This is a genomic window from Pseudomonas sp. C9 (assembly GCF_002000165.1).
Taxonomy (GTDB): domain Bacteria; phylum Pseudomonadota; class Gammaproteobacteria; order Pseudomonadales; family Pseudomonadaceae; genus Aquipseudomonas.
Map to the genome: position 1 here is coordinate 1 of NZ_MPAK01000007.1, position 749 is coordinate 749.

Here is a 749-nt window from a genome sequence, read left to right on the forward strand (position 1 = left end):
TCGCCGCCGTAAACATCCAGCCCACTGATGGTCACCGGATCGTCGTTGTTGTGGATGTTCAACACCAGATTGGCGGTGCTGGTATCGCCGTCAGCATCGGTGATGGTGTAAGTGAAGTTCTCGGTGCCGTTGCCATTGCCGTGCAGCGCTTTGAAGTCGGCATCGCTGGTGTTCAGGGTGTAGGTGTACGTGCCGTTGGCATTCAGCACCAACGTGCCGTAAGTGCCGGTGAAGGTGCCGGCAGTGATCGGCCCGGCGTTGGGGCCGGTCGGCACGCGGTCGGCGCCCTGCACGTCGTTGGTCAGCACGTTGCCGTTGAGGGTGAGCAGGGTTTCCGAGGCAGTCCCGGCGTTGCTGTCGTTCACGCCTTTTGGCAGGTCATCGACGATGTTGACGTCGAGGTTGGCRTTGGCRGTGGTGCCGTTGTCGTCGACYACGGTGACGGCGAACTGCTCGGASAGCGTGTTGGCGCCGTTGGCGGTTGGGTGCGCTTCGTTATCGACCAGGGTGTAGCTGTAACTGACCACGCCGGTGGTGGCGTCGAACCCGGTGATGGTCAGCGTACTGCCCAACGGGGTGACGATCGATTGTGGGAAACCGGCGGCCACGCCACCGACGACCACATGCAGACCACCGATATCCAGCGTCTGCACACCGTCGAGGGCAGTGATAGTGAAAGTGCCGTTTTGCGTCAGCGCCGGGGTATTCGGGTTGCTGCCGTCGCTGAGGTTTTTCTCGTAGACGGTGAG

1 protein-coding gene is annotated in these 749 nt (G+C 61.7%); it reads right to left on the bottom strand.

Features of this window, described 5'->3' with window-relative positions:
* On the bottom strand, positions 1 to 749 hold a 749-nt coding region (locus tag BMS17_RS29500), incomplete at both ends, for an Ig-like domain-containing protein (RefSeq protein WP_218191613.1).